This is a genomic window from Winogradskyella eckloniae, from assembly GCF_013249045.1.
Taxonomy (GTDB): Bacteria; Bacteroidota; Bacteroidia; order Flavobacteriales; family Flavobacteriaceae; genus Winogradskyella; species Winogradskyella eckloniae.
Genome location: NZ_JABRWP010000007.1, coordinates 48,621 through 73,156 on the forward strand (window position 1 = coordinate 48,621; position 24,536 = coordinate 73,156).

Genomic DNA, 24,536 nt, shown 5'->3' on the forward strand with positions numbered 1-24,536 from the left:
GATGAGTCAGGTTACAGAAAGTAGTTATAAATCCGATTCAGATAGAGGCGAATTTATTAAGAAAGAAATACAAAAGTATTTGCAGTATTGGCCTTGGTTTATACTGTGTGTTGTTTTAGCCCTTGTAACTGGTTATATGTATTTGAGATATACACCAAAAGTATACACGGCAAATGCTAAAATTAAAATATTAAATAAAACAAAAGGTTTAGAATTACCATCTTCTGCATTTGTATTTAATCGCTCTAATATCAATCTTGAAAATGAAATAGAGATACTTAAGTCATATCGTATTATTGAAAACGTGGTAGATCGTTTAGATTTAACCATGCGATTTTATGAAGAAGGGAATGTTTTAACTACTGAAGTTAATCAATTACCATTTAGCATTACCAAAACAATTAGTAATGATAGTATTTATGTAAGTTCATCTTATGTAATAGAGGTTAAACCAAATGAATTTGAAGTAACACCATCAAGTACAGGACGGACTTTAGTATTTCCGGATTTTAATTCAACTAAAACAACGCACAATCTACCTTTTGAACTAAGTTTATATGACGAGATCAAAGTAGATCAGCTTGTGGGCAAATCTTATATTGTTAAGTTTTCTTCAATTTCATCTGTAACTAAAGGATTAAAAGGAAGTGTTGGCGTAGGCGTTTTAGGAAAAAATAGTGATTTACTTCAATTGAATTTTAGTAGTCAAAGTAAATTAAAAAATGAACGTGTATTAAATACGCTTATAGATGTATTTAATGAAGATGGAATTAGTGATCGACAAGATATCTCAAGACGTACCATTGATTTTATTGATAAAAGATTTAAGTTATTAGCTAGAGAGTTAGACTCTATTGAATTAGGTATTCAAGATTATAAACAAGATAATAATTTAATCACTATTGAATCAGATGCTCAATTGGGAATTACTCAAAGGACAATATCTGAAGAAGAATTGTTTGCATTAGAAAATCAAATGATGCTCACCAAAATGTTACAGGAGTCTATAGAGCATCCAAACTCTAATACGGACTTATTGGCGGCAAATATTGGTCTAAATAATGCTAGTGTAAATGGCTTAGTGGATAACTATAATACGCTGGTATTAGAGCGTGATAAGTTCGTTACAAGCGCCGGAAAGAATAATCCTAATGTCATTATATTAGAATCAAAATTAAAGGAAGTTAAATCTAATATTTACGCTTCCATTGATTCTTATTCTAAACAATTAGAAGCGAGTAAGGCGCAGTTATTGAGAAAAAACCGAAAGTTTTCATCTCAAGTATATAGTTTACCTGCAAAAGAAAAAGCAATTGTAGATATTGAGAGGCAACGTGAAATTAAGCAAAGTTTATATCTCTTTTTACTTCAGAAAAGAGAGGAAGCGGCAATTAATCTCGCTATAACGGAACCATCAATTAAAGTTGTAGAATATGCAATTTCTGCAGGGCCAGCAATTTCTCCAATTCCTAGAAGTGTATATTTATTGGCATTATTGTGTGGGTTGTTAATTCCAATTGCCGTTATTTATGTAAAACACTTATTAGACACAAAAGTAAAAGGAAGAGATGATGTCATAGAAAGAAATGCGAAAACGCCAATTGTAGGTGAGTTACCAAGAGTAAAAGATCAACAGTTAATATTTAGTAACCCTGAAGATAATTCAGTACAAGCTGAGGCTTTTAGAATTTTAAGTTCTAATGTTGATTATATTTTACCTCCTAAAATTAAAGATAAGGGAAGGATTATCTTTAGTACATCAACAATTAAAGGAGAAGGTAAAACTTATGTTAGCATAAATTTATCCCTGTCTTTATCTAGTATTAACCGAAAAGTGTTATTGATAGGTGCAGATTTAAGAAACCCGCAGATACATACACATATCTCAGTAGAGAAACATAAGCCAGGATTATCTAATTATTTACATGACTCAGATTACGATTGGAGAGAAGCATTAATAAAGGGATTTGAGAAACATCCTAATCATGATATTATTTTATCTGGAAGCATTCCTCCAAACCCAGCACATTTATTAACTAACGGTCGTTTTAAAAAATTGTTAGAGGAAGCACAGTTAGAGTATGACTACATCGTTGTAGATACGGCTCCAACGATTTTGGTTACAGACACCATGCTTATTTCTCAATTAGCAGATGCGACCATCTATTTGGTACGTGCAAATTATACAGAGAAAAATCTTTTAAACTACTCTAAAGATTTGTTTGAGTCTGGTAAATTAAAGAATATGGCGTACGTATTAAATAGTGTAGATACCAACAAATCTTACGGATACGGTTATAACTATGGTTATAACTACGGTTATGGAAGCAAAGAATAAAATTTAGGAGCTGTATAGGTATGCCATGAGCTGATAAATGTCATTTTTTTTAAAGCCTATGTGATTTACTTTTATTAGTGAATTATAAAACGTAGAAAACATGACTTATGCTATCCCAATTTCCAAAATAATGACTAAAGATATCATCGCTTTAAACAGAGATGATGATTTAGAAAAAGCAGAATTACTTTTTAAAAGACATAAAATAAGACATATTCCTATTGTAAAAGAAGAGGTTGTTTTAGGTATGTTAAGTTATACTGATTTGCTACGCATTAGTTTTGCGGATGCCGTAGATGAAGGAGAAACAGAAGTAGATTCCTTGGTTTATAATATGTTTACTATAGATCAAGTAATGGTGAAAAATGTGGTAACAGTATCCTCAAATACTTCAATAAAAGCAGTTTCTCAAATTTTAGCAGAAAAGGAATTTCACGCCTTGCCAGTAGTAGATAATGGTATTCTTGTTGGTATCGTCACTTCGACAGACTTAATTAAATATTTAATTAAACAACTATAAGAATCACCTTCATATCGCCTTATTGATTGGCTAGGTCTTTTAGATTTTTTATCGTAGCAGTTGGATTGTCACTTTTAAAAACATGGCTACCAGCAACAAAAGTATCTGCGCCAGCCTCAACTAATTGTTGTATGTTTTTATCGGTAACACCACCATCAATTTCTATGCGTGTTTCCAAGCCTTGGGCATTAATCATCTTTCGAAGATTTTTTACACGCTTATAAGTAATATCTTCAAATTTTTGACCGCCAAACCCAGGATTAATAGACATTAGCAAGATCATATAGCATTCTGGCAAAATGTCTTCTAGTACATTAAGTGGTGTCGTAATATTAAGTACAATTCCTGCTTTACAACCAGCATCTTTTATTTGTCTTAAGGTACGATGCAGATGTACAGTAGATTCATAATGTACGGTAATAATATCGGCACCTACTTTTGCGAATTCTTCAATATAACGTTCAGGCTTTTCAATCATTAGATGCACGTCTAATGGCTTAGTCGCATGTTTTTTTATAGCCGAAATCACAGGCATTCCGTATGATATATTAGGAACAAAATGGCCGTCCATTACATCAATATGAAACCAATCGGCATCACTATTGTTAACCATTTCAGTATCACGTTGAAGATTGCCAAAATCTGCAGCTAGCATGGATGGTGCAATTAATTTAGAAGCCATTATATGAATTTTAAGTTGCGGTAAAGGTAATTAATTTAACACGAAATTTATGAATAATCTGGCTGTAACAACCAATGTTTTTTCGTCTATATTTAAAAAAGAAAAAAGGTTATAAAAAAATGAACCCACGGTAATCAGCCGTGGGTTCTTTCATCAATCAAAAAACGAACAGTTATGTTTGTAACTGTTGTTACCTTCATTAGATTAGTCGTAATAATTTACTCAACCTAACCTAAATATGTTTTTAATATTTTACTTCTAGAGGTATGCTTTAAACGTCTAATAGCTTTTTCTTTTATTTGTCTTACACGCTCTCGTGTTAAGTCAAAAGTCTCTCCAATTTCTTCTAAAGTCATTGGGTGTTGACTTGCTAAGCCAAAATATAAGCGAATGACATCGGCTTCTCGTGGTGTCAATGTTTCTAACGCTCGTTCAATCTCAGTACGTAAGGATTCATGTAATAATTCCCTATCAGGATTTGGCGACTCTCCACTACGTAATACATCATATAAATTGGAGTCTTCTCCTTCAACTAATGGCGCATCCATACTGACGTGACGACCAGAGTTCTTTAAAGACTCCTTAACGTCATTTATGGTCATATCCAATTCTTTTGCAATTTCTTCTGCAGAAGGTGGACGCTCATGACTTTGCTCTAAAAATGCAAATGTCTTATTTATTTTATTAATAGATCCAATTTTATTTAACGGTAAACGAACAATTCGCGACTGTTCTGCCAATGCTTGTAAGATAGATTGTCTTATCCACCAAACCGCATAAGAAATAAATTTAAATCCACGGGTTTCATCAAAACGTTGGGCTGCTTTTATTAGACCTAAATTACCTTCATTAATTAAATCTGGTAATGTTAATCCTTGATTTTGGTATTGCTTAGCTACAGATACTACGAAACGAAGGTTAGCCTTAGTTAACTTTTCTAAAGCAATTTGGTCACCAGCTTTAATACGCTGAGCTAATTCTACTTCTTCATCTGCAGTAATAAGATCTACTTTACCAATTTCTTGTAAATATTTATCTAACGATGCAGTTTCTCTATTGGTTACCTGCTTGGTAATTTTAAGCTGTCTCATTCAATTTTAGATTTGTGCAATTTAAGGCAACGCTGTGTTGCACTAATTATACGTAAAAATGCATAAAAATGTTACAGAATTATAAAAAAATATTAAATTTTTAAAAGTAAACCATCAATACTTACAATTTAATTCCATTTTATGTGTCGTTATTCTCGGCAACATTCTCTATTCATTAGAGTTTCTAACTAGTTTGCTTGGAGCATTGAGCTCTACTATATTGGGTTGTAATCGTCCTGTTTTTAATGGCATACCTGACAATTCAAAATACATTTAATCCGTTAATTCACGTGTTAACCAACCACGCTTATTTGCAGTCGCAATAGCGTAAGGTGTAATCCAAAATAAAGCAAAGGTGTACATTATACTATACGAATAGGCCCAAATCCCTTGTGTGGTTTTATATTGACTTGTGAAAAACAAAACGGAAAACGTTGATGCAATTAAGATACTAACTAGCGTAGAACCTAAGAACAATAACGGATGAACTACTACAAAAAACAGCATTGAAATTAGTAAAGGATAACTCATTAATATTTTTAAAAACTGACTAATAAAAAGGAAACGCGTCCCAGATTTACCGTCATTTCTAAAATTAGTGAAGACATATTTAGCCATTTCTAAATTCTCGCGCACATTACTTCTTCCCCAACGAATAAACATTTTATACAAGCCTAAGTATTGGTCCGGCACATTGGTATAGGCCACAGCATTTTTTTGAAATAATACATGTTTTCCTTGTTTTAAAATCATGTTTGTCATAGCTCTATCCTCACCTATATCAGAAGGTTGTCCCATAAAGGTTTGATTGATCCATTGCGGCAAGCATTTGTGAACAGCCTTACTTCTATATGCAGCTAATGCACCAGGAGTACATAATACAGAGTTGAGGTTACTTTCTGCAGAGCGTACAAATTCAAAACTCATTACAAAACTAACGTCGAGCATTTTTGGGAGGATATCTTTTTTATTATTTAATACCCTAATATTGCCAGCGACAGCTCCACATTGTGGATCAATACTAAATGGACTTACTAAATTTCTTAATGTTTCTTTGGTAACTATAGAGTCGCTATCTATGGTCACATAAATATCTCCAGTGCCTAAATTAAATCCGCGATAAAGTGCATGACGCTTCCCTTGATTATGAGGTTGTTGGTAAATTTCTAATCGGTTTCCTAATTTGTTTTTTGCATCGAGCATCCATTCCCAAGTGTCATCTTTACTCCCATCATCTATGGAAATAATCTGTAACTTATGCTCTGGATAATCACTATTAGTAATACTCATTAATGTGTCCCAAACTTGCTTACCTTCATTATATGCAGGTACAATAACGGTAACTGTAGGTAATTCATCATCTGAGACGGTTTCAATGGGCTTATATTTGAAATAATTATATGCTTTAAAAATAAAAAACGCCACTTTAAAAATAAATAAGCTTGTTGCTAAAGTAATAAAGCTGTACCCCAAAGTCGTACTAGTCTTTTTGGCCCTAAATAATTCAAAGTCGTTATGGAATACATATAAAAAGTAAATACCAATCACAAAAAGTAAAAACGAACTAATAAGTACAATCTTATTGTATGGATTTTCTGTTTTGGATGTACTGTTTAGAAATGAATTGAAATTATGAACTAAGGTTTGTGTTCTGTTTTTTGTGTTGGTAGAAGATTTTTTTTGATTAGATTTTTTTAGTGATGACATAAATCTTAATTGTTGGATTGATTAATTAAAATATATGTACGTTGACAATTACGGTTTAGACTGAATTTGAGATTTATTTAACATATCTTAATTTAGTTGTCCCTTTTCTGCAGTATATAAAAAGACAAAACCCTAAATAGATTAACTCTATTTAGGGTTTTGTGGGTGTAAAAAGAGGATTGATTAATCTTCTTTCTTATCATGTCTAGGTTTACGATCATCACGACGGTTATCGCGTCCACGATTATCTCTACCTCTGTTATCTCGTCCACCACGATTATCTCTAGAGTTGTCTCTTGGTGGTCTTTCAACATAACCTTCTGGTTTTGGTAAAATAGCCTTTCTAGACACTTTCTCTTTACGAGTACGTTTGTCTATACCAAAGTATTTTACATCAAAAACATCGCCCATGTTTACTACATCAGATACATTTTCAGTTCTTTCCCATGCTAATTCAGAAACATGTAATAAAACTTCGTTTCCTGGAGCTTCAACATACTCTACTACAGCACCAAAGTCTAGCATTTTAATAACTTTAACTTCGTAAACGCTACCAACTTCTGGCTTAAATAATAAAGAATCTATTTTTGCCATAACAGCATCAATACCTTTTCTTCCAACCCCTAAAATTTCAACGATACCTTCTTCTGTAACAGGATCTTCATTAATAACAATAGTAGTCTCTGTTTCTTTTTGCATTTCCTGAATCACTTTTCCACCAGGTCCAATTAAGGCACCAATGAATTCATTAGGAATACGTCTAGATACCATTGTAGGTGCATGATCTTTAACATCTGCATTAGGTGTTTCAATAGTTTCGGTAATTTTACCTAAAATATGTAAACGACCATCACGCGCTTGTTTTAAAGCATTTACAAGAATTTCGTATGATAATCCTTTAACTTTAATATCCATTTGACAAGCTGTAATACCATCTGCAGTACCAGTAACTTTAAAATCCATATCGCCTAAGTGATCTTCATCACCTAAGATATCAGAAAGAACAGCGTACTTACCAGAGTCTGCATCAGAAATTAATCCCATGGCAATACCAGAAACAGGTTTCTTTAACTGTACACCAGCATCCATCATCGCCATTGTACCAGCACAAACAGTTGCCATAGAAGAGGAACCGTTAGATTCTAAAATTTCAGAAACTACACGAACTGTATATGGACAATCATCAGGAACCATACCTTTTAATGCACGTTGCGCTAAGTTACCATGTCCTACCTCACGACGTGATGTTCCACGAATTGGTCTTGCTTCACCCGTTGAAAAAGGAGGGAAGTTGTAGTGTAAATAAAAACGCTCTTCACCTTCATAAGAAGGCATGTCAATTTGGTTGGCTTCTCTACTTGTACCTAAAGTAACTGTAGCTAATGCTTGAGTTTCTCCACGAGTAAATATTGAAGAACCGTGTGTTGATGGTAAATAATCTACCTCACACCAAATTGGTCTAATTTCATCAGTTTTACGTCCATCTAAACGTAAACCTTCGTTTAAAGTTAAATCTCTAACAGCTGCTTTTTCGGCTTTGCTGTAATATTTAGAAATTAATCCACCGTAATCGGCTTGCTCTTCCTCAGAGAAAGAAGCAATAATCTCTTCTTTAATTTCGCCAAATGCAGCACTACGCTCATGCTTAGCAGAACCTGCTTGAGCAACAGCATATACTTTATCATAAGCCATGTCGTGAATTTTAGCAGCTAAATCTGCATCTTCACGTTCTGGTTCATATTCTCTAGTTTCTTTTTTACCGAATGCTTCAGCTAATTTTACTTGCGCAGCACATTGTACTTTAATGGCTTCGTGAGCAAATTTAATAGCTTCTGTCATTTCTTCTTCAGAAATTTCATCCATTTCACCTTCAACCATCATCACAGAATCAGCTGAAGCTCCAATCATCATATCAATGTCAGACTCCTCTAATTGTGCACGTGTTGGGTTAATGATAAATTCTCCGTTTACACGACCAACTCTAGCTTCTGAGATTGGGCATTCAAATGGGAAATCTGATAGTTGAATAGCAGCAGAAGCCGCTAAACCTGCCATAGCATCTGGCATAACGTCATCATCATGAGACATTAACTGGATCATTACCTGAGTTTCAGAGTGGTAATCCTTTGGGAATAATGGACGTAAAACACGGTCTACTAAACGCATTGTTAATACTTCGCCATCACTTGGTCTTGCTTCTCTTTTAAAGAAACCACCAGGATAACGACCTGCAGCAGCAAATTTTTCTCTGTAATCTACTGTTAACGGTAAAAAGTCAACATCTGCTTGTTTGTAGTTGGAAACAACAGTACACAAAAGCATACATTTTCCAGATTGAACAACCACAGAACCATGTGCCTGTTTTGCTAATTTTCCGGTTTCGATAGAGATTTCTCTACCATCACCAAGGTCTATGACCTCTTTAAATACCTTTGGAATCATAAATTTTTTAATTCTAATTCTAACCTAAACACCTTGTTGTACGTTAGAAAATTGTTAAACAATGGTCGTTGTGTTGTTGTGTAGTAGTTGTTGTTTGACCAATGAAAAACTGTTAGTCCTGAATTTGTTTCAGTATCTAGCTTCTTCAATTTTGGTTTTTATACTCGTCCAAAACCGAGTTGTTTTATACCAAAAAACCACGCTGTTAGGCGTGGTCTTTTTATTGAGATTATTTTCTTAATCCTAATTCTTTCACTATTGCACGATATCTTAAGATATCCTTCTTAGTTAAATAGTCTAGTAAAGCACGACGCTTACCTACTAATTTTACTAATGAACGCTCTGTATTAAAATCTTTACGATTGTTTTTTAAGTGTTCCGTTAAGTGATTAATTCTTGCTGTAAATAAAGCAATTTGTCCTTCAGCAGATCCAGTATCGTTTTTTCCTTTACCGTGTTTTGCGAAGATTTCTTCTTTTGCGTCTTTTGTTAAATACATTCTAATATTATTGTAAATGATTGTTATGTACACGAAAGATTTTCTTTCGAGCGGCAAATATACTATTTTTTTGTGATTTGGCTTTTTTTTTGTAACTTTTAATAATAATATAATGCAGTTTATGATTTTTCCCAGTTAACCCTTATTAACTAATAACTTTCAATAAAGATTAATCCATTTAAACTTAATAAATGAAAGTCTCAAGTCATCTAAGAAATTTCTCTAATGCCTACGAGGTATTAGAACGCACTTTTAATAATACCTACAATGGTATTGCTATCGTAAACCTTGATGGAAATTGGTTAAAAGTAAACGAAAGTGTCTGCGATATTTTTGGTTATACACGATGGGAATTATTTAACATGGACATCAATAATATTGTGTACGCTCAAGATCTTGGTGTTCATGAAGAAAAATTTGAAGAACTGATAAAAGGAAATATTGATAAATATCGTGTAAAACAACGTTATTTTCATAGAAATGGTTCTATTATTTGGATTTTAATTTATGTGTCTTTAGTCTATTTTAAAGAAGGACGTCCGCACATGATTTGGCAGTTCACTGATATTACTAAAAGACAAAGAAATCAGGATAAATTGAAATTGATGCTCAGTGTTGCCGAAGAGCAAAATGATAGATTAAGGTCTTTTGCCAATATTGTGACGCATAACTTAAGATCGCACTCTGGGAATTTGTCACTGCTCACTGAGTTTTTAGAGGATGATAATGCAAAATTAACGACTAATGAAAATTTTCAATTATTGAAGATGGCCATTTCTAATTTGCAAGAAACTGTAGATCATTTAACACAAGTGGCTAAAATTAGAGAGATTGAAGAGTCTAAAATGGCATCACTTAATCTTTATGATTATGCCGAAAAAGCGACTTATAATATTATTGCATTAGCGCAAAATGCAGAAGCTACTATATATAATGAAATCGATGAAGACATTTGTATAAAAGGTAAGCCAGCCTATGTTGATAGTATAATTCTTAACTTTTTAACTAACGCTATTAAGTATAAGTCAGATAAAAGGTTGCCCATCATTGAGTTGAGTTCTACGATTGAAAATGATTATGTGGTGCTTAAAATAAAAGATAATGGTCTTGGGATTGATTTAGAAAAATATGGTGATACACTTTTTCAAATGTATAAAACCTTCCACAACAATGAAGATGCTATTGGTATTGGACTTTTTATTACCAAAAATCATATAGAATCTTTAGGTGGTCGCGTGGACGTTAGTAGCGAAGTAGACGTAGGAACAGAATTCTCAATATTTTTTAAAAAGGGTAATTAAGAATTAAATAAAATAAAAAAAGAGGTCTTTGGACCTCTTTTTTATTTATGCTCTTATGGGCTGATTTGTAATCAAATCTATATATAAGTTGATTTTATTTTTAAGATCTTTTCTATGCGAAATAAAATCTAAAAACCCATGTTCTAATAAAAATTCTGAAGTTTGAAACCCTTCAGGTAACTCTTTACCTGTGGTATCTCTAACAATTCTTGGTCCAGCAAACCCAATTAAAGCACCAGGTTCTGCAATATTAATATCTCCAAGCATGGCAAACGAAGCTGTTGTGCCTCCCGTTGTTGGGTCTGTACATAGTGAAATGTAAGGAATACCAGCATCTGCTAACTGTGCTAGTTTTACAGAGGTTTTTGCTAATTGCATTAAAGATAACGCAGCTTCCATCATACGTGCTCCACCAGATTTACTGATAATCATAAAAGGCGTTTTCTTTTTTAAAGCGTATTCTGCTGCTCTTGCAATTTTTTCACCAACAACACTACCCATTGAGCCTCCAATAAAACTAAAATCCATACATGCAATTACTAAATCTTTCCCGTTAGATTTACCAACAGCAGTACGTACAGCATCCTTTAGTTTTGTTTTTGCTTGAGCCGCTTTTAGACGGTCTGGATATTTTTTTGTGTCCTCAAATTTAAGAGGATCTTTAGATGTTAAATTTGGGTCTAGTTCTTTAAATTTATTATCATCAAAAAGGATTTGAAAATACTCATTACTTCCAATTCTTACGTGATATCCATCTTCTGGGCTTACGTAAAAATTTTGTTCAAGTTCTTTAGTATCAATAATTTTACCTGTAGGTGATTTGTACCAAAGTCCTTTAGGTGTGTCTTTTTTTTCTTCAGTTGAGGTATGTATACCTTTATCTTTTCTTTTAAACCAAGCCATATTTAGGTTACGATTTTAATCCTTTGCCAATGCTTAGGATAGGTTTATGATAATAAGTTGGTTACTTAAAATCTAGTTGAATTAGTTAGTTGTAATTTGTTATTAAATAGCGTACAAAATTACTATTTTAATAAATATAACTCAAAAAATGGACAAATTATATCGAATTTAGAGAATTATATATAAATAAAGACCCATTAAAACTCTGATTTTAAGTTCTAATGGGTTTATTTTTTATTTTCTAAAATAAGATTATAACGTATTGACGTTATTTAAATCTTCAAATGCTTTTTTAAGTCGTTCTACAAAAGCATCTTCTCCTTTTCGTAACCATACTCTAGGATCATAGTACTTTTTGTTTGGTACGTCATTACCATCTGGATTTCCTATTTGAGATTGTAAATAATCTTTTTTGTCTTGTACATAGTCTCTAACACCACTTAAAAAGGCGTATTGCATATCTGTATCAATGTTCATCTTAATAACGCCGTAGCTTATACCTTCTCTAATTTCTTCGACCGTAGAACCAGATCCACCATGAAAAACAAAATCTATATGATTATGTTCAACACCATATTTCTCTGTGATATAATCTTGTGAGTTTTTTAATATTTTTGGCGTTAATTTTACGTTTCCTGGTCGGTAAACACCATGTACGTTTCCAAATGCAGCTGCAATGGTAAATTGATCACCTACCTTACTTAACTCTTCATACGCATATGCCACTTCTTCTGGTTGTGTGTATAGTTTTGAAGCATCCACATCACTGTTATCTACACCATCTTCTTCACCACCTGTAATACCTAATTCAATTTCTAAGGTCATACCCATTTTGCTCATACGCTCAAGGTATTTTTTACAGATTTCTATGTTTTCTTCTAGTGGTTCTTCAGATAAATCAATCATATGAGAACTATAAAGTGGTTTACCTGTTTCTTCAAAATGCTTTTCACTAGCATCTAGTAAACCGTCAATCCATGGTAACAACTTTTTGGCACAATGATCTGTATGTAAAATTACAGGAACACCATAAGTTTCTGCCATTTGGTGAACGTGCTTAGCACCTGCAATTGCACCAGAAATAGCACCTATTTGATTCTCGTTTCCTAATCCTTTTCCTGCATTAAATTGTGCACCTCCATTAGAAAATTGAATAATCACTGGTGCGTTTAAAGCTTTTGCTGTTTCTAAAACACCATTAATAGAGTTAGAACCTATTACATTGACAGCAGGTAAGGCAAAGCCTTTCTTTTTTGCGTAATTGAAAATATTTTGAACTTCTTTACCTGTAGCAACACCAGGTTTAATATTGTGACTCATAATTATTGAATTGAAAATTTAGTACTCAAAAATACGTAAATTTTAAGAGTTTTTATACTTAGAAGTCGTTTAAAATACCGAAATCGTTGTAGTAATGATTTCAAAAGATCGTAGTGTGTGCTTCAGTATTTTTAACCCAATTGAGCATATTGTTACCGTGCTTTCAAAAAATAAATACCACTTAAAAAGGGTAGTTAATCCCTATGTTGTATACGGCATTTGTGAAATTGTAGTTTCTAAACCAACGCTTGCTATCAGTTTGTGAAGGGTCATAGGTTTTAAATCCTGTGTCAAAACGAAGGACAAAGAAATCAAAATCGTATCGAATTCCGAAGCCAGAACCTACAGCAATATCTTTGAGATCTTTAAGGCTTGTAAAGGTTGCTGCGTCATCTTCAACATTATCTAAAACATTCCAAATATTACCTGCATCGATAAAAACAGCGCCTTGAAATGCACCAAATAAACTAAATCGTTGCTCTGCACTTAGGTGAATTTTAAAATTGGCTTCATTAAATTCGTTGGTAGATTGCGAGCTGCCAGGACCTAAATTGTATGCCGACCAAGCTCTATTATCATTAGGACCACCTGCAAAGAAACTTTCGGCAAAAGGTATACTGTTAGAATTTCCGTAAGGAATGGCTATACCTGCATAACTACGAAAGGCGAGTACATTTTGTCTTCCTAAGTCTAAATATTTTACATAATCCACTTCGGTTTTTATGTATTGCGAAAACGCGACACCAAAAACTTCATAGTTGTTATCTTGATTTTTATTGAGGCCTGAAAGGTCTGAAATAGTAGATAGTAAATTACCTGCTAATTCTACGCGCCATTTAAACACCGAAAAATCATTGTCGAATATATTTTTTCTTTTGTCTTTTTTGTAATCAAAACTCGTTGAAAAAATAAGGTTATCTTCTGTAAGTCGCTCTTTTCGTTCCTCGATATTTTGAACCGTTGAATAATCACTATCGCCTGGCTCTAAACTCGTATTGTTGCTCAATACATTTGCGATAAAAACGTCTGCAGGTTCGTATGGTGCAGATAAAGAACTGTCATATAAATCCTCGTCTTCTGTGATGTAACCAATATCTTCTGCTATAGATGTTAAGCTATTATACGAATTGGTATAAACCCCAAAATAATTACTGGTATTTAGATTTTTTACAAAATTAACATTAAATAAGTCGAGTTTGTTGGTTACGGTTTTAGACGGAAACCAGTTATAACTAAAAATACCAGATAGTGATTGTTTGTCTAAGCCTATATTTTGCTGACTGGTTGCGGACAGATTAATACTTGTACTTGGCGACATGTATTTCGGAATAATTTTATTGGTATTAAACGGACTAAAAATTCTAGGAATTGTTAATCTAATATTACCACCAAACTCATTAATATCAAAAAAAGCGGCTTCAGGATCGTTTCTGCTTTTAGAGGCTCCAATTGCTGCAATACCAGATATATCTAGAGTTTCTGCGCCTCTAAATACATTTCTGATTTTTAATCCTGTGCTAAATGAAAACCCAATGGTTTGGATATTACTCGTATTAATTTCAGGGTCAAAACTTAAGCTGTATTTCTTTTTAGGTTCTAGCCTTATATTGGCTGTAAGCGTAGAGTCGTCTTCATTTTCAATAAATTCTATATCAGGATATCTAAACATTTGTAGGTCGTTTAAGTACCGCTGTGTTCTGCTTCTGGCTAAATCACTATAAATTTCGCCTTTATTGATAAAAATAGCATCTGTTAATGCCTTTGCTCTATACCTTAGTTTTTCTTTACTATATAGATTGTATTTTTTATAATTAACTGTATCTGTTATAGCTTTAAATCTGTTATTAAAATTACTGTCCGTAAAAACATTGACTTCTCTTATTTTATATACTTTAAATGGTGTCACTGTTACAGAATCATTTCCTCTTATTATTCGATTAGCAATTTTAAGATCGGTTTGTACTTTGTGGTTGGTGTCAATGGTGTCTATTTCAAATCGTATATAATCTTGCCCAAAATGATAAAAACCAGAATTTCTAAGTAATGTGTTTATGCGTTCGCGTTCATTTTCATAATTCTGAGAATCGTATTGTTCTCCTGTTTTTAATAAACTGTTTCTAGCTATTCTAGCATAGATAGCTTCAATAGCAGGACTACTAATTATAGCGTTTACAGAGTCTAATATATAAGGTTTGTGTTTAACAACATTATAAGTGACTTGGGCTAACTTATTGCTGTCTTTTACGGTTTCAAACGTTACTTTATTATTAAACCAACCCTTGCTATAGTAATATTTTCTAAGATTATTCGCCGTTTTTAATGTTTTGTCTTCATCATATATTACAGGCGCTTCACCAGTTCGTTTTAACCAAGCATTAAAATTTTTGCGCGAACTCATTAGTTTGTCAAATTGTTTTTTAGACAATAGTCCAATTTTACGCTTTACTTTTAAAGAATCACTTAATACATTAGCTTCTAATATAGAATCAATATTTGGTCTTGCGAGGTTGTAAATATGAAGTTTTAAAGGAAACCCGAAGAATTTACGCATTCCGGAGTTGGTTTTCTGTATAACGATATTATTAATACGTTCAGACATTACAGTGCTACCATCTTCTACTATAGTATTATCAGTAATGAGGTGTTCGCCATCCTGTACACGTTTTACAACATTACACGAAAATAGAATTGACATACATATTATGCCTACAACATAATATGACTTAGTTATTCTATTTAAAATGGTATTCTGTTGACGCAAGTTAAATGGCTTTGAGTTTAATAATAAAGGTATTAACAAAACAAAAATAATACCATTTCTTTTTTAGAAATAGTTTAGTCCCTTTTAATTTGAATAAAATAAAACCAAAAAAAAGGTTTACTTTGTAAATTAGGTGTTTCGTTAAACAAATGTAAAGACATTTTAATGTTATCAAGGAATCAGATTAAGTTAATTAAAAGTTTAAGTTTAAAAAAAAATAGACAACAACACGGTTGGTTTACGGTTGAAGGGATTAAAGGGATTTCAGAATTTTTAAATTCGAATTATAACTTAAAAACGCTATACACTACAAAATCTATGTTTGAAGCCCCCGAGCATTTAGTTCACGACATTACGGCGACTGAATTAAAAAAAGTATCTGCTTTAAAAAATCCTAATGTAGCCTTAGCTGTTTTTGAAATTCCGGAAAAGAAACCCGTTCAAGATACTGGATTAATTGTTGCTTTAGATGATGTACGTGATCCCGGAAATTTAGGCACCATAATTAGACTTTGTGATTGGTATGGTGTGGTAGATTTGGTTTGTAGTGTTAATACCGTTGATTGTTATAACGCTAAAGTGGTACAAGCTACAATGGGTTCGTTAACACGTGTTAATGTGCATTATTTAGACTTAGAGCATTATTTAAATACGTCAGGATTAACCGTTATGGGAACCTTACTAGAAGGCGAAAATATTTATACGGCAAATATAAAACAAGAAGGGATTGTAGTTCTTGGCAATGAGGCCAATGGTATTTCTGAAGCAATAAAAAATTGTATAGATAGACAATTAACTATTCCTAAGTTTGGTACGACTAAGGCTACAGAAAGTTTAAATGTAGCTAACGCAACGGCAATAGTATTAAGCGAATTTAAACGCCGTTCTATTGAAATGTGAGGTTAATAAAAAGGCCTCTAGTTTGCATTTTAGAGATATTACCTGTCCATGGACTATTAGGATCTGCATCTCTAATGTTTTCATCATTAATAGCAAAAATACCACGAATTGATGGTGTAAATTTAAAATATAACAGGTACAAATCAATTCCGAAACCAATTTCATAGAAGTACGAGTTTTTAGTCATTCTAAACTCTCCAGAACTGTTATCATTAGGATTGTCTTGATTGCTCGAAAGGTTTAATGCCGTAGAAATACCTCCTATTACAAAAGGTTTAAAATTGTTAATGCGCTTTGTAGAGATTTTTAACAATAAAGGAATATGGACATAGGTAGACTTTACTTCTCTCAATAAATCGGAGTCATTAAATGCCATGCCATTAAAGTAACTCTCGTCATACTGAAGATTTCTCGTGGTAAAGAAAACACCTGGTTCTAATCGTAAGTTTAGGTAATCATTGATTCTCATATCTCCAATTAGACCTAAATGAAAACCTCCAGTGGTTTCAACCTGTATGTCTTCTAAATTCTGGTTGTAATCAAAATTAAAGTCATATTGATTATAGCCAATAAAATAGCCCCAAGTTAAAAACTTTTTATCAATATTATCTACCGTATTGGTAACACGCTCTTTGGTAAACATTTGTGCCGACAAGTCTTGAAAGACAAACAAAATTATTAAGATGAATACTATACGTTTCATATTATGCTTTAGATGCTGAGTAAATTGTTGCAACGCCCATGGTTTGAGGTTGATGTTTCACATTAGTAAACCCAATTTTTGATAAAATATTGTTCAAAGCTTTACCATAAGGAAATACAGAAGCCGATTCACATAGGTATTTATAGGCTACACGGTCTTTAGAAAACAATTTTCCAATAGTTGGTAAAATTAAGGTTGTGTAGGCTTTGTAACCTGCTTTATAAATAGGGTTTGTAGGAATTGAAGTTTCAAGAATTACAAAAATGCCATTTGGTTTTAGAACTCTTAAAATTTCGGCTAGTCCTTTTTCTAAGTTTTCAAAATTGCGCACTCCAAAAGAAACGGTAATGGCATCAAAGGTGTTGTCTTCAAAAGGTAAATCCTCAGAATCTCCAATAATCATTGAGATAATTTGATCTAATTTTTTGTCTTTAATTTTTTGTCTACCAACCTCTAACATGCCATCACTAATGTCTAAACCAATAATGTCTTTAGCATTTGTAGAGGCTAAACTTATCGCTAAATCTCCTGTGCCAGTGGCAATATCTAAGATGTTGTTAGGTTTGTTTTTGGAAACTAATTTTACAACTTTATTTCTCCACTTAATGTCTATTCCAAACGAAATTACACGGTTTAAACCATCATATTCTTTAGAAATTGTATCGAACATTTTAGTGACCTGAACCTTCTTGGATTGGTCACTATCCTTATATGGATTAATTTTTTCGGCCATAAAAATTTTTGGCAAATATACTAAGAAGTTATAAGTCGCTATAATTGTTAGTATTTAAAGTTAAATAAAAAGTGAATTTAGCCCAGTTTTATAATAATTGAACTCAAAATGGTTTTGGTTAAAAAACTTTAAGTCCTTAATGCACTCATTAACTTATAAGTTATAAGTATATTTGTATGTTTATTTCAACAAGAAACAATGAAAATAATAATCGCAGGTGCAGGTGAAGTAGGATTTCATTTGGCGAAACTTCTTTCTTACGAGTCACAAGAAATCACCTTAATAGACACTAAAAAGGATAGTTTAGGTTATGCTGGTGAGCATTTAGATATTAGAACTATTAAAGGAGATGCAACTTCTATTGAAGTTTTAAGGGATGCACGTATAGAAACAGCAGCTTTATTTATTGCAGTAACATCTTCTGAAACTACCAATATAACAGCATGTGTATTAGCCAAACAACTAGGCGCAAAACGAACTATTGCAAGAATTTCTAATACAGAGTTTATAGAGCACAAAGATACTGTTGGGTTTTCAAATATAGGTATTGATGAATTAATTTCTCCGGAATCATTAGCAGCTTCAGAGATAGAGTTGTTGTTAAATCAATATGGATTTAACGATACCTATGAGTTTGAGGAAGGTGCATTAACGATGCTAGGTTTACGAATATCAAGAACGGCAACATTTGTAGATAAAACCGTAAAGCAAGCGGCAGAACTCTATTCTGAATTGAATTTTATTCCTATAGCAATTCAACGTTTAGGAACACAATATACTATTATACCACGAGGAGATACAATTTTTAAAGAAGGTGATAAAGTCGTTTTTATGACCTGTAAGGGTGGAGACGAAGAATTGTTTGAATTATCAGGTAAGGTAAAGGTTGAGATAAAGGATATTATGATTCTTGGCGGAAGTCAGATTGGTTATAAAACAGCCAAAGATTTATGTGCTAGTAAGTTTAATGTCAAAATTGTTGAGAGTAAAAGAGGTGTGGCAGAGGAGCTTGCTGAAGATTTACCAAACGCTCTTGTGATTTGTGGTGATGGAAGAAATGTTGAAATATTAGATGAAGAAAATGTTTCGGATATGGATGCGTTTATTGCTGTAACAGGTAATTCTGAAACTAATATTATGTCTTGTCTTTTGGCAAAATCTAAAGGTGTTAAAAAGACCATTGCCTTAGTAGAAAATATGGATTACTATCAATTGTCACAATCTATTGGTATTGATACATTAATTAATAAGAAGCTATTAGCAGCAAACAATATTTTTAGATATATAAGAAAAGGTGAGGTTGTGGCAATGACCAAACTTACCAATATGAATGCAGAGCTGTTAGAGTTTGTGGTAAAGCCAAATTCTAAAATCACGAATAAACTAATAAAGGATTTAAAATTTCCGCGATCAGCTATTTTTGGAGGTGTTATAAGAGAAGGGAAAGGATTAATACCTTTAGGGAATTTTAAAATAGAAGCTGGCGATAGAGTTGTGGTTTGTTGTCTTCCGCGTTCAATTTCTGAAGTAGAAACATTTTTCACATAATTGAATATTTGATGTCTCGTATAAAACTCAATTATAAAATAATTTTTCATTTTTTTGGACTACTGCTATTATTCAATGGTGGGTTTATGCTTATTTCAACATTAATAAGTCTTATATATAAGGATGGCGTTACTCTAGAATTGTTTTTGGCAGGTATTGTAACCTTGTTAATAGGCGCTTTAGTGATGTATAGAACTAAAGATCACCGCAAAGAAATGAACAAACGTGAAGGCTATATTGTAGTGGCTTTTGGTTGGATTGTGATGTCTTTGTCTGGCACATTGCCATATCTTGTTACTGAGGCAATTCCGTCCTTTACTGATGCTTTTTTTGAAACCATGTCTGGTTATTCTACAACTGGAGCAAGTATCTTAAATGATATTGAGATTGTGCCCAAAGGTGTGTTATTTTGGAGAAGTATTACACATTGGATTGGTGGTATGGGTATTATTGTCCTCGCTATTGCTATTTTGCCATTGTTAGGTGTTGGTGGTATGCAGTTGTTTGCGGCAGAAGCGCCAGGACCAGGTGGTGATAAACTGCATCCTAGAATTACAGATACAGCGAAGCGATTGTGGTTAATTTATTTTGGCTATACAGCGGCAGAAACTATTCTTTTACAAATTGCAGGCATGTCATTTTTTGATGCCATTAACCATGCTTTGAGCACGTTGTCTACAGGTGGGTTTTCAACAAAAAATGCCAGTGTGGCTTATTGGAATGATAATCCAATTATACAATACATCATTATTTTCTTTATGTTTTTAGCAGGTACCAATTTTGTATTGAGTTATTACTTGTTTAAAGGCAAGGTTGGTAAAATCCTAGAAGATGAAGAGTTTAAACTTTATTTCAAATTTATTGCAGTATTTACCCTTGTTGCTGCAGTATTAATTTACTTTAGAGCTGATGTGTCTTTATCATCAATTGATCATCCTATGGTGTTAGGCGAGGGAGAAAGTGCGTTTAGGCACGCATTGTTTCAGGTTTTAAGTGTCATTACAACCACAGGATTTGTTACTGCCGATTATACCTTATGGACACCGTTTTTAACGGTTTTCTTTTTTGGGTTAATGTTTTTAGGAGGTTCTGCAGGAAGTACTTCTGGTGGTGTAAAGGTAATGCGTCAGTTAATTTTAATAAAAAATAGTTTTTTAGAATTTAAACGAGCTTTACATCCTAATGCTATTGTGCCTGTACGATATAATGGTAAATCTGTGTCAAAAGATATTGTATTCAATGTATTAGGATTCTTTATTTTATATATGTTATCTTTTATTGTAGGTGCTTTGGTGTTTTCGATGTTTCAAATGGATTTTGAATCCGCCATAGGACTGTCTGCATCAAGTTTGGGAAATGTTGGGCCAGCTTTGGGTGATTTTGGACCTGTAAATAATTATGCAGCATTACCGCCTTTAGGAAAATGGTGGGCTTCGTTTCTAATGCTTATTGGTAGATTAGAATTGTTTACTGTTTTAATCTTATTGACGCCATTCTTTTGGAGAAATAGATAAAATTTTCAACTTTTTTTTAATTATTCCTAGCCTATATTATTCCTAATAGTTTCACGTTTTTAGATACTATTATTTGGTTTGGTGTTGGTATACATGTTGTAACATTTTTATGAAATGTACGTCATATTTGTATAATCAATTAAAATCATCAATCATGGAATTAGTATTAAACACATCATTAGAATCAGTACCAGAACCCATTGCGGTATCTAAGGTTACAACAAAAGGCTTATTAAATTCGCGTTACAAATCTATTGTAAAAGAGAATTATAGAAGCTCTACAAAAAAATCAATATTCGGAATAAGACAACGCATTAAGTCGTCTCAATTTAGAATGGTAAACCATACTGGAGCAATTTTAAAATTAACAGTCTTTGCCATGGTATTAATTGCAATCTTTTAGTAGGCATTAGTACACTATATGAACTCTCAACTGGCACATTAATTTGTGCCTTTTAGGTCTTTTGCAACGTGTGTTATACATGTTGTTGCTATAATAATTCTTTTTTAAAACTATTTAAATCCAATACATTATGTCTACAGGAGCAATGCAAGTTAGTATTAAAAATAATCTAAACCTACTGTCTAAACGTGATAAGTTAAGAAATAGACTTGGTGGTTATTCCCCAAATAGTAAAACAGAATATAACTTACCTAAAGCATCGACGAAGCAATTGCAAGATTTAAGGAAACGTTTGCAAGTAGAACATAAAATTAGAATGCTAAAAGTAGTTATGCTTACGACTATTTTATTTATTATGCTACTATGTGTTTTTTTATATGCTATTGACGGCATTGTAGAATTGATTTCCCTTAATCTTTAAAAACATAATTTTTATGAGTTTTGGTGTTGTACAGACCATGATAATTACACTTAAGAACAATGATAATCTGCGTTCTAAGAGCGTAAGGTTTAAGAATGAATACAGACGGAAGGTTAATCCAGAAAAACCAGAATATGATTTTCCTAAAGCGACTCCAGAGTTATTAATAGCTATTGAAAAAAAGTTAAAAAAGGATAACCGAATTTTGCGATTAAAGGTAGTAATAATAACGGTGCTTATTCTAAGTCTTCTGGTAGGAATTATTATAAAATAAAAAGGGCTTTCTAACATTAGAAAGCCCTTTTTATTTTTATGCCTATTGACGTTTAGCTTAATGCTGCTTTAATACGCTTTATAGCTTCAGTAATTTGTTCTTGAGATGCTGCGTAAGATATTCTAATGCAATCCGGATTTCCAAATGCTTCACCAGTAACAGTTGCTACTAAGGCTTCTTCTAACAAAAATAAAGAAAAATCAGAGGCATTATTGATGGTTTTTCCTTTAATCGTCTTTCCAAAATAAGCTGAAATATTAGGGAATACATAAAACGCACCTTCTGGCTCATTAGATTTAAAGCCTTCAATTTCACTTAAAAGATCTAAAATTAATTTTCGTCTTACTTTAAATTCGTCAACCATATATTTTACACAAGATGCAGGTGCTTCTAAAGCGGTAATTACGGCACGTTGTGCAATACAGTTGGCACCACTAGTAACTTGCCCTTGAATTTTGTTACAAGCTCTAGCAATCCAATCTGGTGCGCCAATGTAACCAATTCTCCAACCCGTCATAGCAAAAGCTTTAGAAACGCCATTTATAGTTACGGTTCTATCATACATATCTTCAAATTCAGCCATGCTAAAATGACCACCTTTAAAATTAATATGTTCATAGATTTCATCTGATACGACATAAATATTAGGATGTTTTTGTAATACATCTGCTAATGCTCTAAGTTCCTCTTTACTGTAAACAGAACCACTTGGGTTACAAGGAGAACTGTACCAAATCATTTTTGTTTTTGGCGTAATAGCAGCTTCAAGTTGAGCCGCTGTCATTTTAAAATCGTTTTCTATAGACGTTTTAACTTCAACGGGTACACCATCATTAAGTTTAATGATGTCGCTGTAACTTACCCAGTACGGACAAGGTAAAATCACTTCGTCTCCTTCATTTAACATTACAGAAGCTATATTGTATAAAGCTTGTTTTGCACCTGTAGAAACTACAATTTGTGGTAAGGTATAACTAAGGTTGTTATCACGTTTAAATTTAGTGATAATAGCTTCCTTCAATTCTACATAGCCATCTACTGGTGTATAACTGTTGTAGTTTTGGTTTACGGCTTCAATAGCAGCGTCTTTAATAAAATCTGGTGTATCAAAGTCTGGTTCGCCTAAGCTTAATCCTATTATATCTTTTCCTTCTGCTCTTAATTCTCTGGCTTTTGCCGCCATAGCAAGTGTAGCTGATGTGGCTAGGTTGTTAATTCTATCCGAAAGTTGGTTCATGTGGTTGTATTAATTTTATTCTAAGAAATGAATGTATTAAGCCAAGGTTGGCTTTTTACCTAATTGTTTTAATTGTTGATAGTGTTCTGAAATTGCTTTCCAAATCGTATTATACTCATTGTATGGTAAACTAAACTCATGTGCAGTTTCTCTTACTATTTTTGCAATGTGCTTATAATGTACATGGCTAATGTTTGAAAACAAATGATGCTCAACCTGTCTATTTAATCCGCCTGTATAGAATTCTACAATCCAACTTTTTGGTGAAAAATTAGACGTCGTAAATAGCTGATGAATAGCCCAAGTATTTTTCATTGTTCCATTTTCATCTGGTAGAGGCATTTCAGTATTTGGCATAACGTGTGCTAATTGAAAAATGACACTTAAAATCATTCCGGCTGTGTAATGCATAATTAAAAAGCCTATTAAAACTTCCCACCAGGCATATCCTAGCGCTAATGGTAAAACAACCCAAATGGTATAGTAAAGTATTTTACCAATAATTAACTTAGTCCATTGTGTTGCTGGATTCGGAAAATCCCCATAAGATAATTTTCTCTTTAAATACTGATAGGTTTGTTTAAAATCGGTAGTTATGGCCCAATTTACAGTGAGTAGTCCATACAAAACAAAGGCATAATATTTTTGATACTTATGTATTTTCAACCATTTAGCATGCTTGGAGAATCTAATTATTCTACCTGCATCAATATCTTCATCATGGCCTTGGATATTAGTATATGTATGGTGAAGTACATTGTGTTGTACTTTCCAGTTGTAGTCGTTTCCAGCTAATATATGAATACTACTTCCCATTAATTTATTAACCCATTTTTTACTAGAAAAAGAGCCATGATTGGCATCGTGCATCACGTTCATACCTACTCCAGCCATACCAATACCAATTGTAATCATGAGTGTAATTTGTAACCACACTGGTAAGTCATTAATAGATAATAAAATTACTAAAGGACCTAGTAAAAGCGTAAACATAATTATGGCTTTAGTATAAAGCTTCCAATTACCTGTTTTTTTTATATTATTTTCTTTGAAGTAATTATTAACGCGTTTGTTTAGGGTTCTAAAGAATTTAGCAGAGTCTGTTCTAGAGAATTTTACAGTTTGTTGTGCCATTAGTTTATCTTTTTATGTTATAACGTAAGGGATTTAAAATCATTATAACGCAACAAAGATAGTTAATAAATAAAAAGCAACCTTATCCATTTAACATAAATTATA

General features: G+C 32.8%; 21 protein-coding genes. 9 read left to right on the top strand and 12 right to left on the bottom strand.

Annotation, left to right across the window (positions count from 1 at the left end):
• Position 1: 1 nt before the first annotated feature.
• Entirely contained in the window at positions 2-2,338 is a 2,337-nt protein-coding gene (locus HNV08_RS12320; protein WP_173281632.1) for a GumC family protein, read from the top strand.
• A gap of 100 nt (positions 2,339-2,438) precedes the next feature.
• Positions 2,439-2,858 carry a CBS domain-containing protein gene (locus HNV08_RS12325; RefSeq protein ID WP_173281633.1) on the top strand — a complete coding sequence of 140 codons (420 nt, stop codon included), beginning with the start codon at positions 2,439-2,441 and terminating at the stop codon, positions 2,856-2,858.
• A gap of 19 nt (positions 2,859-2,877) precedes the next feature.
• Here HNV08_RS12325 and rpe read toward each other — a convergent pair whose 3' ends face one another.
• From rpe to rpsO, 5 genes are all read right to left on the bottom strand, one after another.
• A complete protein-coding gene (gene rpe, locus HNV08_RS12330) occupies positions 2,878-3,540 on the bottom strand; it encodes a ribulose-phosphate 3-epimerase (protein ID WP_173281634.1) in 663 nt (220 codons plus the stop codon).
• A 227-nt stretch (positions 3,541-3,767) separates the two neighbouring features.
• Positions 3,768-4,631, bottom strand: coding sequence for a sigma-70 family RNA polymerase sigma factor (locus HNV08_RS12335; protein WP_173281635.1), 864 nt, complete (start codon positions 4,629-4,631; stop codon positions 3,768-3,770).
• Positions 4,632-4,904: 273 nt separating this feature from the next.
• On the bottom strand, positions 4,905-6,338 hold the full coding sequence (locus HNV08_RS12340; protein WP_173281636.1) for a glycosyltransferase: 1,434 nt from the start codon (positions 6,336-6,338) through the stop codon (positions 4,905-4,907).
• Positions 6,339-6,521: 183 nt separating this feature from the next.
• On the bottom strand, positions 6,522-8,780 hold the full coding sequence (locus HNV08_RS12345) for a polyribonucleotide nucleotidyltransferase (protein WP_173281637.1): 2,259 nt from the start codon (positions 8,778-8,780) through the stop codon (positions 6,522-6,524).
• 229 nt (positions 8,781-9,009) lie between these two features.
• On the bottom strand, positions 9,010-9,279 hold the full coding sequence (rpsO, locus tag HNV08_RS12350; RefSeq protein WP_173281638.1) for a 30S ribosomal protein S15: 270 nt from the start codon (positions 9,277-9,279) through the stop codon (positions 9,010-9,012).
• A gap of 191 nt (positions 9,280-9,470) precedes the next feature.
• Between rpsO and HNV08_RS12355 the strand changes: the two genes are divergently transcribed.
• On the top strand, positions 9,471-10,580 hold the full coding sequence (locus HNV08_RS12355; protein WP_173281639.1) for a sensor histidine kinase: 1,110 nt from the start codon (positions 9,471-9,473) through the stop codon (positions 10,578-10,580).
• 45 nt (positions 10,581-10,625) lie between these two features.
• On the opposite strand, the gene accD is transcribed toward HNV08_RS12355, so the two are convergent.
• The 3 genes from accD to tamL all read right to left on the bottom strand — a co-directional run bounded on the left by accD (position 10,626) and on the right by tamL (position 15,498).
• Positions 10,626-11,483, bottom strand: a complete 858-nt coding sequence (gene accD, locus HNV08_RS12360; protein WP_173281640.1) for an acetyl-CoA carboxylase, carboxyltransferase subunit beta — start codon at positions 11,481-11,483, stop codon at positions 10,626-10,628.
• A 252-nt stretch (positions 11,484-11,735) separates the two neighbouring features.
• Complete coding sequence (gene fbaA, locus HNV08_RS12365; protein WP_173281641.1) at positions 11,736-12,803, bottom strand: class II fructose-bisphosphate aldolase; 1,068 nt, start codon at positions 12,801-12,803, stop codon at positions 11,736-11,738.
• A 181-nt stretch (positions 12,804-12,984) separates the two neighbouring features.
• Positions 12,985-15,498 carry a translocation and assembly module lipoprotein TamL gene (gene tamL, locus HNV08_RS12370; RefSeq protein ID WP_173281642.1) on the bottom strand — a complete coding sequence of 838 codons (2,514 nt, stop codon included), beginning with the start codon at positions 15,496-15,498 and terminating at the stop codon, positions 12,985-12,987.
• Between the two features lie 231 nt (positions 15,499-15,729).
• Here tamL and HNV08_RS12375 point away from each other — a divergent pair, with 231 nt between their 5' ends.
• Positions 15,730-16,464: a TrmH family RNA methyltransferase gene (locus tag HNV08_RS12375; protein ID WP_173281643.1), complete on the top strand. Its 735-nt coding sequence runs from the start codon at positions 15,730-15,732 to the stop codon at positions 16,462-16,464.
• On the opposite strand, the gene porT is transcribed toward HNV08_RS12375, so the two are convergent.
• Together porT and ubiE are read right to left on the bottom strand one after the other, a co-directional pair.
• The gene (gene porT, locus HNV08_RS12380) at positions 16,451-17,167 is read right to left on the bottom strand and encodes a type IX secretion/gliding motility protein PorT/SprT (protein ID WP_173281644.1); all 717 of its coding nucleotides are present in this window, start codon (positions 17,165-17,167) and stop codon (positions 16,451-16,453) included. The genes HNV08_RS12375 and porT overlap by 14 nt on opposite strands.
• A 1-nt stretch (position 17,168) precedes the next feature.
• Positions 17,169-17,900, bottom strand: a complete 732-nt coding sequence (gene ubiE / locus HNV08_RS12385) for a bifunctional demethylmenaquinone methyltransferase/2-methoxy-6-polyprenyl-1,4-benzoquinol methylase UbiE (RefSeq protein ID WP_173281754.1) — start codon at positions 17,898-17,900, stop codon at positions 17,169-17,171.
• A gap of 198 nt (positions 17,901-18,098) precedes the next feature.
• Here ubiE and trkA point away from each other — a divergent pair, with 198 nt between their 5' ends.
• The 5 genes from trkA to HNV08_RS12410 all read left to right on the top strand — a co-directional run bounded on the left by trkA (position 18,099) and on the right by HNV08_RS12410 (position 22,060).
• Positions 18,099-19,448 carry a Trk system potassium transporter TrkA gene (gene trkA, locus HNV08_RS12390; protein WP_173281645.1) on the top strand — a complete coding sequence of 450 codons (1,350 nt, stop codon included), beginning with the start codon at positions 18,099-18,101 and terminating at the stop codon, positions 19,446-19,448.
• 11 nt (positions 19,449-19,459) lie between these two features.
• Entirely contained in the window at positions 19,460-20,962 is a 1,503-nt protein-coding gene (locus HNV08_RS12395; RefSeq protein ID WP_173281646.1) for a TrkH family potassium uptake protein, read from the top strand.
• A 154-nt stretch (positions 20,963-21,116) separates the two neighbouring features.
• Entirely contained in the window at positions 21,117-21,365 is a 249-nt protein-coding gene (locus HNV08_RS12400; protein WP_173281647.1) for a hypothetical protein, read from the top strand.
• A gap of 130 nt (positions 21,366-21,495) precedes the next feature.
• Positions 21,496-21,786 (top strand): hypothetical protein, encoded by a 291-nt coding sequence (locus HNV08_RS12405; protein WP_173281648.1) that lies wholly within the window; start codon positions 21,496-21,498, stop codon positions 21,784-21,786.
• Positions 21,787-21,799: 13 nt separating this feature from the next.
• Positions 21,800-22,060 (top strand): hypothetical protein, encoded by a 261-nt coding sequence (locus tag HNV08_RS12410; RefSeq protein WP_173281649.1) that lies wholly within the window; start codon positions 21,800-21,802, stop codon positions 22,058-22,060.
• A 52-nt stretch (positions 22,061-22,112) separates the two neighbouring features.
• Here HNV08_RS12410 and HNV08_RS12415 read toward each other — a convergent pair whose 3' ends face one another.
• Positions 22,113-23,297 (bottom strand): pyridoxal phosphate-dependent aminotransferase, encoded by a 1,185-nt coding sequence (locus tag HNV08_RS12415; protein ID WP_173281650.1) that lies wholly within the window; start codon positions 23,295-23,297, stop codon positions 22,113-22,115.
• Between the two features lie 36 nt (positions 23,298-23,333).
• Positions 23,334-24,431, bottom strand: coding sequence for a fatty acid desaturase family protein (locus HNV08_RS12420; RefSeq protein ID WP_173281651.1), 1,098 nt, complete (start codon positions 24,429-24,431; stop codon positions 23,334-23,336).
• Positions 24,432-24,536: the final 105 nt, after the last annotated feature.

Bases quoted from the DNA above. Each gene is read 5' to 3' on its own strand.
- HNV08_RS12320 (WP_173281632.1), top strand. From the start codon at position 2: ATGAGTCAGGTTACAGAAAGTAGTTATAAATCCGATTCAGATAGAGGC.
- HNV08_RS12325 (WP_173281633.1), top strand. From the start codon at position 2,439: ATGACTTATGCTATCCCAATTTCCAAAATAATGACTAAAGATATCATC.
- rpe (WP_173281634.1), bottom strand. From the start codon at position 3,540: ATGGCTTCTAAATTAATTGCACCATCCATGCTAGCTGCAGATTTTGGC.
- HNV08_RS12335 (WP_173281635.1), bottom strand. From the start codon at position 4,631: ATGAGACAGCTTAAAATTACCAAGCAGGTAACCAATAGAGAAACTGCA.
- HNV08_RS12340 (WP_173281636.1), bottom strand. From the start codon at position 6,338: ATGTCATCACTAAAAAAATCTAATCAAAAAAAATCTTCTACCAACACA.
- HNV08_RS12345 (WP_173281637.1), bottom strand. From the start codon at position 8,780: ATGATTCCAAAGGTATTTAAAGAGGTCATAGACCTTGGTGATGGTAGA.
- rpsO (WP_173281638.1), bottom strand. From the start codon at position 9,279: ATGTATTTAACAAAAGACGCAAAAGAAGAAATCTTCGCAAAACACGGT.
- HNV08_RS12355 (WP_173281639.1), top strand. From the start codon at position 9,471: ATGAAAGTCTCAAGTCATCTAAGAAATTTCTCTAATGCCTACGAGGTA.
- accD (WP_173281640.1), bottom strand. From the start codon at position 11,483: ATGGCTTGGTTTAAAAGAAAAGATAAAGGTATACATACCTCAACTGAA.
- fbaA (WP_173281641.1), bottom strand. From the start codon at position 12,803: ATGAGTCACAATATTAAACCTGGTGTTGCTACAGGTAAAGAAGTTCAA.
- tamL (WP_173281642.1), bottom strand. From the start codon at position 15,498: ATGTCAATTCTATTTTCGTGTAATGTTGTAAAACGTGTACAGGATGGC.
- HNV08_RS12375 (WP_173281643.1), top strand. From the start codon at position 15,730: ATGTTATCAAGGAATCAGATTAAGTTAATTAAAAGTTTAAGTTTAAAA.
- porT (WP_173281644.1), bottom strand. From the start codon at position 17,167: ATGAAACGTATAGTATTCATCTTAATAATTTTGTTTGTCTTTCAAGAC.
- ubiE (WP_173281754.1), bottom strand. From the start codon at position 17,900: ATGGCCGAAAAAATTAATCCATATAAGGATAGTGACCAATCCAAGAAG.
- trkA (WP_173281645.1), top strand. From the start codon at position 18,099: ATGAAAATAATAATCGCAGGTGCAGGTGAAGTAGGATTTCATTTGGCG.
- HNV08_RS12395 (WP_173281646.1), top strand. From the start codon at position 19,460: ATGTCTCGTATAAAACTCAATTATAAAATAATTTTTCATTTTTTTGGA.
- HNV08_RS12400 (WP_173281647.1), top strand. From the start codon at position 21,117: ATGGAATTAGTATTAAACACATCATTAGAATCAGTACCAGAACCCATT.
- HNV08_RS12405 (WP_173281648.1), top strand. From the start codon at position 21,496: ATGTCTACAGGAGCAATGCAAGTTAGTATTAAAAATAATCTAAACCTA.
- HNV08_RS12410 (WP_173281649.1), top strand. From the start codon at position 21,800: ATGAGTTTTGGTGTTGTACAGACCATGATAATTACACTTAAGAACAAT.
- HNV08_RS12415 (WP_173281650.1), bottom strand. From the start codon at position 23,297: ATGAACCAACTTTCGGATAGAATTAACAACCTAGCCACATCAGCTACA.
- HNV08_RS12420 (WP_173281651.1), bottom strand. From the start codon at position 24,431: ATGGCACAACAAACTGTAAAATTCTCTAGAACAGACTCTGCTAAATTC.